This is a genomic window from Bilifractor sp. LCP21S3_F8, assembly GCF_052117805.1.
Classification (GTDB): Bacteria; Bacillota; Clostridia; order Lachnospirales; family Lachnospiraceae; genus Bilifractor.
Window position 1 is genome coordinate 112,756 of the sequence record NZ_JBQKIK010000008.1, and the last position, 6,000, is coordinate 118,755.

Annotated in this window: 10 protein-coding genes and 1 pseudogene; 7 read left to right on the plus strand and 4 right to left on the minus strand. The window is 49.0% G+C overall.

Annotated elements, in window-relative coordinates; all coding sequences use genetic code 11:
* Window positions 1-20 precede the first annotated feature (20 nt).
* The 3 genes from ACTQ3A_RS05970 (at window position 21) to ACTQ3A_RS05980 (ending at window position 1,321) form a co-directional block, all read left to right on the plus strand.
* On the plus strand, window positions 21-542 hold the full coding sequence (locus ACTQ3A_RS05970; RefSeq protein ID WP_441494306.1) for a phosphatase PAP2 family protein: 522 nt from the start codon (window positions 21-23) through the stop codon (window positions 540-542).
* Window positions 543-652: 110 nt separating this feature from the next.
* Window positions 653-979 (plus strand): putative quinol monooxygenase, encoded by a 327-nt coding sequence (locus ACTQ3A_RS05975; RefSeq protein ID WP_441494305.1) that lies wholly within the window; start codon window positions 653-655, stop codon window positions 977-979.
* A gap of 12 nt (window positions 980-991) precedes the next feature.
* A complete protein-coding gene (locus ACTQ3A_RS05980; protein WP_441494304.1) occupies window positions 992-1,321 on the plus strand; it encodes a hypothetical protein in 330 nt (109 codons plus the stop codon).
* Window positions 1,322-1,471: 150 nt separating this feature from the next.
* On the opposite strand, the gene ACTQ3A_RS05985 is transcribed toward ACTQ3A_RS05980, so the two are convergent.
* A complete protein-coding gene (locus ACTQ3A_RS05985) occupies window positions 1,472-2,416 on the minus strand; it encodes a DMT family transporter (protein ID WP_441494303.1) in 945 nt (314 codons plus the stop codon).
* A gap of 144 nt (window positions 2,417-2,560) precedes the next feature.
* Between ACTQ3A_RS05985 and ACTQ3A_RS05990 the strand changes: the two genes are divergently transcribed.
* The 4 genes and pseudogenes from ACTQ3A_RS05990 to ACTQ3A_RS06005 all read left to right on the plus strand — a co-directional run.
* Entirely contained in the window at window positions 2,561-3,589 is a 1,029-nt protein-coding gene (locus ACTQ3A_RS05990) for a Gfo/Idh/MocA family protein (protein ID WP_441494302.1), read from the plus strand.
* Between the two features lie 54 nt (window positions 3,590-3,643).
* Window positions 3,644-4,072 carry a hypothetical protein gene (locus ACTQ3A_RS05995; RefSeq protein ID WP_441494301.1) on the plus strand — a complete coding sequence of 143 codons (429 nt, stop codon included), beginning with the start codon at window positions 3,644-3,646 and terminating at the stop codon, window positions 4,070-4,072.
* 18 nt (window positions 4,073-4,090) lie between these two features.
* The gene (locus ACTQ3A_RS06000; protein ID WP_441494320.1) at window positions 4,091-4,216 is read left to right on the plus strand and encodes a hypothetical protein; all 126 of its coding nucleotides are present in this window, start codon (window positions 4,091-4,093) and stop codon (window positions 4,214-4,216) included.
* Between the two features lie 282 nt (window positions 4,217-4,498).
* A pseudogene (locus ACTQ3A_RS06005) lies at window positions 4,499-4,601 on the plus strand (Fic family protein); the annotation flags it as partial.
* Between the two features lie 27 nt (window positions 4,602-4,628).
* Here ACTQ3A_RS06005 and ACTQ3A_RS06010 read toward each other — a convergent pair.
* From ACTQ3A_RS06010 to ACTQ3A_RS06020, 3 genes are all read right to left on the minus strand, one after another.
* On the minus strand, window positions 4,629-4,805 hold the full coding sequence (locus tag ACTQ3A_RS06010; RefSeq protein WP_441494300.1) for a hypothetical protein: 177 nt from the start codon (window positions 4,803-4,805) through the stop codon (window positions 4,629-4,631).
* A gap of 24 nt (window positions 4,806-4,829) precedes the next feature.
* On the minus strand, window positions 4,830-5,582 hold the full coding sequence (locus tag ACTQ3A_RS06015; RefSeq protein ID WP_441494299.1) for an alpha/beta hydrolase fold domain-containing protein: 753 nt from the start codon (window positions 5,580-5,582) through the stop codon (window positions 4,830-4,832).
* Between the two features lie 127 nt (window positions 5,583-5,709).
* A complete protein-coding gene (locus tag ACTQ3A_RS06020) occupies window positions 5,710-5,844 on the minus strand; it encodes a hypothetical protein (protein WP_441098825.1) in 135 nt (44 codons plus the stop codon).
* Window positions 5,845-6,000: the final 156 nt, after the last annotated feature.

Here is a 6,000-nt window from a genome sequence, read left to right on the forward strand (position 1 = left end):
TAAACGGGGAGGGAAAATGCATGGAAAAATTGAGACAGGCAGACCGCGACATCCTGCTCTGGATTCAGAACAATTTCAGAAACAGATATGCAACGGTTTTCTGGAAGATTATGACCGCACTGGGCAACTTCGGAATATTCTGGTTCGCGGTCTGTGCGGTCATGTGGTTTATGCCGCAGTACAAAAGGACAGCTGAGACAGCACTGGCATCTCTTGCGGCCTCTGCCGTCATAATCAGCCTGGTTTTGAAGCCGATCTTTCACAGGGTTCGTCCGTATGACACGCATGAGGTCCTGATTCCGCTGATTCCTCATCCGAAGGATCTTTCATTTCCATCCGGCCATACCGCTGCCTCCTTTTCGTGCGCAGTCGTATTTATGCTGCGAGTTCCGGCACCCGCAGGAATCCTCTTCCTTGTGATTGCCGCGCTCATCGCGTTCTCCAGAATCTATCTTGGCGTGCATTACCCGACCGATGTCGCGGCGGGCGCCGGAGTCGGTATTCTCTGCGCGGTATGCTGTGCGTGGCTGATACCCGTATAAATAAGATATGCGGCTATTAGGAGCAATACCACGGCCAGGAGCAATACCGTTTCGGGTATGACGTGGAGCTGACGTATGTGAAGCGGGACACGGAATAAAGGAGAAAATTTATGGATATTACAGTAAATTTACGATACACAGGCATAGACGGCAGTGCACTCGCATTTGCCCGTGAAATGATGGAGAGCGGCACGGTGGAGAAGATCCGTGCCGAGGAAGGAAACCTGCGCTACGAGTATTACCAGTCGCTTGACGATCCGGAGACAGTCCTGCTGATTGACAGCTGGCGCGACCAGAAAGCAATCGACGCGCACCATGTTTCACCGATGATGCAGACCATCGCAAAGCTTCGTGAGAAGTACGATCTGCATATGACCGTGGAGAGGTATGTCAGTGCGGAAACACCGGAGTCAGAGGACAAGTTCATACGAAAATAAGAGGTGGTTTGGATGCTGATTGATTTTAATGAGCTGCAGGAAATGACAATTCCGGGAATGAATAACGGTACAGGAACTATGACTGCACGGATGTATAACGACGACAGTTACCGCATCATTCCGACGACACTTCATCCGGGCGGCAGCATCGGCGAGCATACGCAGGATTCAGGCGACGATATGAATTACATTCTGTCCGGACAGGGGAAGCTTCCCGTGGATCACATCACGGTTGCGCCCAAGAACCACGTGGATCTGGCCAGAAAGGGAATGACGCAGTATCTGGATCAGCTGGGCTATCAGATACCGGTGGAGCTGTCACGACTGAAGCTAAGGTATTGATAATATTGCCTTCCGCAATAAGCATAGTGTTTTACCGTTACTTCCGCGTGAACCGGAGACGTGTTACAGAGGGCTTTATCCTGAACTGATTTTATTCCGGATAAACAGGTTCGTACGGGTTTTGAATCGCTTTTAGAGGCGGAAATCAGCTCAGCTCCGGACATGACCGGAAGTTTTCCGGCGGCTGAACAGCATGCCGCCCAGCAGGCACAGCAGGACGCCGACAATGATGAAGGCGGATCCGGCGGCGAAGGAAAGACCGACGGTTTCGTGGAAGAAGATCACCCCCATGATGGTGGAGGTCAGGGGCTGAATCGGGTAGAGTGCCGAACAGTTGCTTGCCGGAAGGACAGCGAGTCCCTGATTCCAAAGAATATAAGCGATGCCAGTGCACATGATACCGAGATATAATAAGCCCGCAATCACACCTCCGTTGATGTGAATCGTCGAATGAGTCACAGCGTGTTCGATCAGTGCGAAGATGAATTCACAAACTGCCGCCACTCCAATGGCATTTCTGGTGATGACGAGCGGATTGTATTTCGCAAGACCCTGACGGGTAAGAACGGAGACGAGAGACCACAGAAGAACAGAGGCAATCGACATCAGTATGCCTGGGAGATTGATGTTTCCGCCGGTTCCCAGGATCAGATAGACGCCGAATACCGCCAGAAGGATTCCGATGATCTTGCTTCCGGTGAGCTTCTCATGAAGAATCGGTACTGCCATAAGAGATATGGTGACCGGGCACATAGAATTGATCAGCGAAGCCATTGATGAGCCCGCGTACTTGGTGCCCATCAGCTGGATGCCGACGCCGATTGCATAGCCGAACACGCCCATCAGAATGACGTATTTCCACCCTTGCCCGTCAATCTTGGTACTTCGTCCCTGTTCATCCGTCCCGTCGGCATTCCATTTCCGGCTTCCGGTCTTCACGATGATACTCAGGGCAGCAAAGGCAATCGCAAAACGGCAGAACATGACGGCAAAGGTCGGCATATATTGCAGAACGACCGAACTAACCACGTAAAGGCTCCCCCACAATACAAACACAAAGATAAGACCCAGATAGGCGACAGTATTTTTTTTCACAATAATTCCTCCTCATGATTTCACAGACCTATATATTAGCACAATGAAAACAGAATGGAGCGTCTTTCTTTATGTTTTGTTTTCCTTTACTTGTGGATGGAGATACTAATGGGCGGTATTTGATGGAGATATGGAGAGACAGATATGAAGCTGGCGATAATCGGAACCGGAAAAATAGTACAGGAAGCTCTTTATGCAATAGATTCTTTGCGCAGCATTGATACCCGTGCCATCTTCGGAAGACCGCACAGCCGGGAGAAGGCGCGAAGTCTAGCGGATCAATACAGGATACCGGAGGTGTATACCGATTACGAAATGCTCCTGGAACAGTCAGATGCGGATACGGTGTATATCGGCCTGGTCAACAGCGTACACTATGCTTACGCGAAGGAGGCATTGCTTCACGGGAAGAACGTGATTCTGGAGAAACCGTTTGTCCTTGAGAGCAGTCAGGCGGAGGAACTGCGCGATCTGGCCAGGGAGAAAAACCGAATCATTCTGGAGGCTGTGACTGTGCTGCACAGCGCTGTCTTCCGGAAAATGCGGGAATGTCTTCCCGGTATTGGAACCCCAAAGCTTGTCCTCTGTAATTATTCTCAGTATTCCCGCAGCTATGATGCGTATCTGAACGGTGTGATTGCTCCCGTGTTTGACCCGGCGCAGTACGGCGGGGCAGTGAACGATCTCGGGGTATATACGATTCACTACTGTGTCGGCCTGTTCGGAATGCCGGAGGATGCGGCGTATTTCCCAAACAGGGGCTATAACGGGGTGGACACTTCCGGAGTTCTTGTCCTGACGTATCCCGGCTTCATCTGTGTATGCGCGTCGGCAAAAGACTCGGACAGCCCGGGTTTCATCAGTGTCCAGGGAGAAAAGGGTTGGATGCGCGCAGACGGGAAGCCGAACGTGCCGGAAAAGCTGACGATTCAGACGCTTGATCAGGGAAATCCGTCGGTCAGTACAGATGCGGCGGGCGCGACTGTGCGGAAATCCATTGCAAAGGATTATTTTCCGCCTGCAGTCCGGCACCGTATGACGCAGGAATTTGCGGACTTTGCGGAGATTATTGACGGGAAGGAGAATGCGATAGCGGCCGAACTGATGAAGGAAACCATTCAGGTGGTGAAGGTTCTTGAGATGGCAGGCATGCAGGATCACATGCGTTCATGATCCAGAATGCCGCATGTCCCTTGCCAGGATTAATACAAATAGGGGAATTTGTTTATGAAAAGATTCACAATTTTTCTAACCGCCGCCATAAGTATTTCACTGTTATCCGCTTGCGGAGATCGTCAAACATACGAAAGTCATACATCTGAATCGATGAAAGAGCAGCCAACAGCCACACCTGAACCTTCTGAAGAGACAGCAACGGTCACACCCGAACCTTCTGAAGAGACAGCAACGGTCACACCCGAACCTACTGAAGAAACACCGACAGTCACACCTGAACCTACTGAAGATTCACAGACAGATGAAATATGGTGGCGTTCTATCACAATCACGACAACCGCACCAGCTCCAGAAGACACAAATCCATACGGCTACAACATGAGTCAGTATTCTGATGGAGAAGATTTATACGATGATAATGAAGATGATTTCGAGGACGAAGAAGAAGCAGAAGATTATTATGATGACTATGGAGAATAATATAATGATTTTTACGATATTTATATCCTCGCTGACCGGTATGACCTTGATGGAACAGAACTGAAGGAAGCAGTAAAGGAAACCTTTGAGCAGAGAGGCACAGGGTTTGATGACGTAAGCGGTAAACAGCCAGTACCTTATTAAAAAATGCAGCTGCCATTTCTGGCAGCTGCAAGTTATCGTATGCCGAGAAGAATATCAGCCAAGGTGAAAGAGCAGAGAAGAATGCAAATGAAAAATATAAATAAATCCCAATTATGATTGGATATTGGGAGAAAGGAAAATATAATTGGAAGTAGAGATTTTCTCCCAACGGCAGAGAATATCTCCCAAAACAATAAATGAAATGGGAGATAAATATTCGCCTTGGGAGAAAGGAGAACTTATCATTGCGAAAATTTGATTATTCTTATCCTGCAGATAGAACTTGCTGACGGACTTATCTTAATACCATGTTTCTTGCTTGATTTTTTTGTGTATTCATCCGTTTAATGACGGCAATGGACGAATGAGCAGACTATTAACATTATCATTCGGAATAATCGCACTTCTTGATTCACAGCCCAAGAAGCGGTCTGACCCATTCAGCATAGCGCTCTATTGCAGCATCAGCATCTTTACAGTTGCCCGCCAGCTGATGAAAACCATGCTGCATATGGCCGACAATATCAACCCTGATATCAACGCCGGAATCATGAGCTGTGTCAGCCACAATCACTGCCTCGTCAACCATATTCTCATCTCCGCCTACCTGGATTTAAACCGGAGGAAAGCCTTTCATTGTTTTCAGATACATCGGGGCAAGATGCGGATCTTCAATATCTGTCCCTGCATTCTTCAAGACATTTCCATATGCCTGAATGGAGCTTCTCGGATTCAGGGCATCCTTATCGTTCGTCTCATACCTTGGCGTGGTTCCCATAAGGTCGAACCAAGGGCAGATTGGCATGACTGCAGACAGCATCGGAAGCCCTTCTTCAAGAATCGTCAAAGTTGTAGACACCGAGAGGGCGCCACCACAAGAGTCCCCCGTAATGGCAATATGCTCCGGCTTGTATCCGCTCTTGAGAAGCCACTTATACACAGTTACGACATCCTCCAATGGTGCCGGCCATTTATTCTCCGGGGTGTTGCGGTAGTTGACCAACAGTCCCCGGCATCCAATTTTTTTCGCCATGTGTGCATACGCCTTCCTGTGGGAGTACATGCTTCCATAGGTATAGCCGCCGCCGTGGCAGCAGATCAGTATCCTGTCATCCGAGCGTTCTTTCGGCAGCGCCCACATACATGTCACTCCGTCTGCGTCAAACTCAATATAATCGACTTCCCTCGGTTCCGCGCCTAAATCTCCCCATTTTTCAAAAAGTCTTCTGCCCTCTTCCAAAGTGCAGTCTGGCTCCTCCAATGAGGTCCGCAGGGTAGTGTAGTACTGTATAAACTCCTTTGCGGCTTTGCTCAGCGAATCCATATCCGGGATGTAGTTTACATAAGGCTTCTCATTCATTTTCATATTCCATCCTTTCTTTGTATGACATTTATATATCAAATGACAACGAAACAAATGTCGTTATCATCCGTTTCAACACAAGCATCTTCGGCACACATAGATTTTCCGGCCGGTTCTGCCTTTCTTCCTGTTACAGGCTCCTCATATTTTTCCGGTGATTCTGGAGCCGCTCTTCACCGGCCTTTTCTATCGTATTGCGAAGCTTCTCAAGTATCGCATCCTTGTCATCCGGCAGGCATCCGAACACGGGTGCCATATTTGACACATTCGTGGCATCCAGAATGGTGTTGATTTCAAGCGCCCCAACAAATGTATATTTCGCGTGATTAGTCCGCTCTTCACGGCTAATTAGCCCACCATTAACGGCAGATCAGCCCAGTTGTCACGGAGCAGAGCCCGGTATGGCCGGCGGGCGGATTAG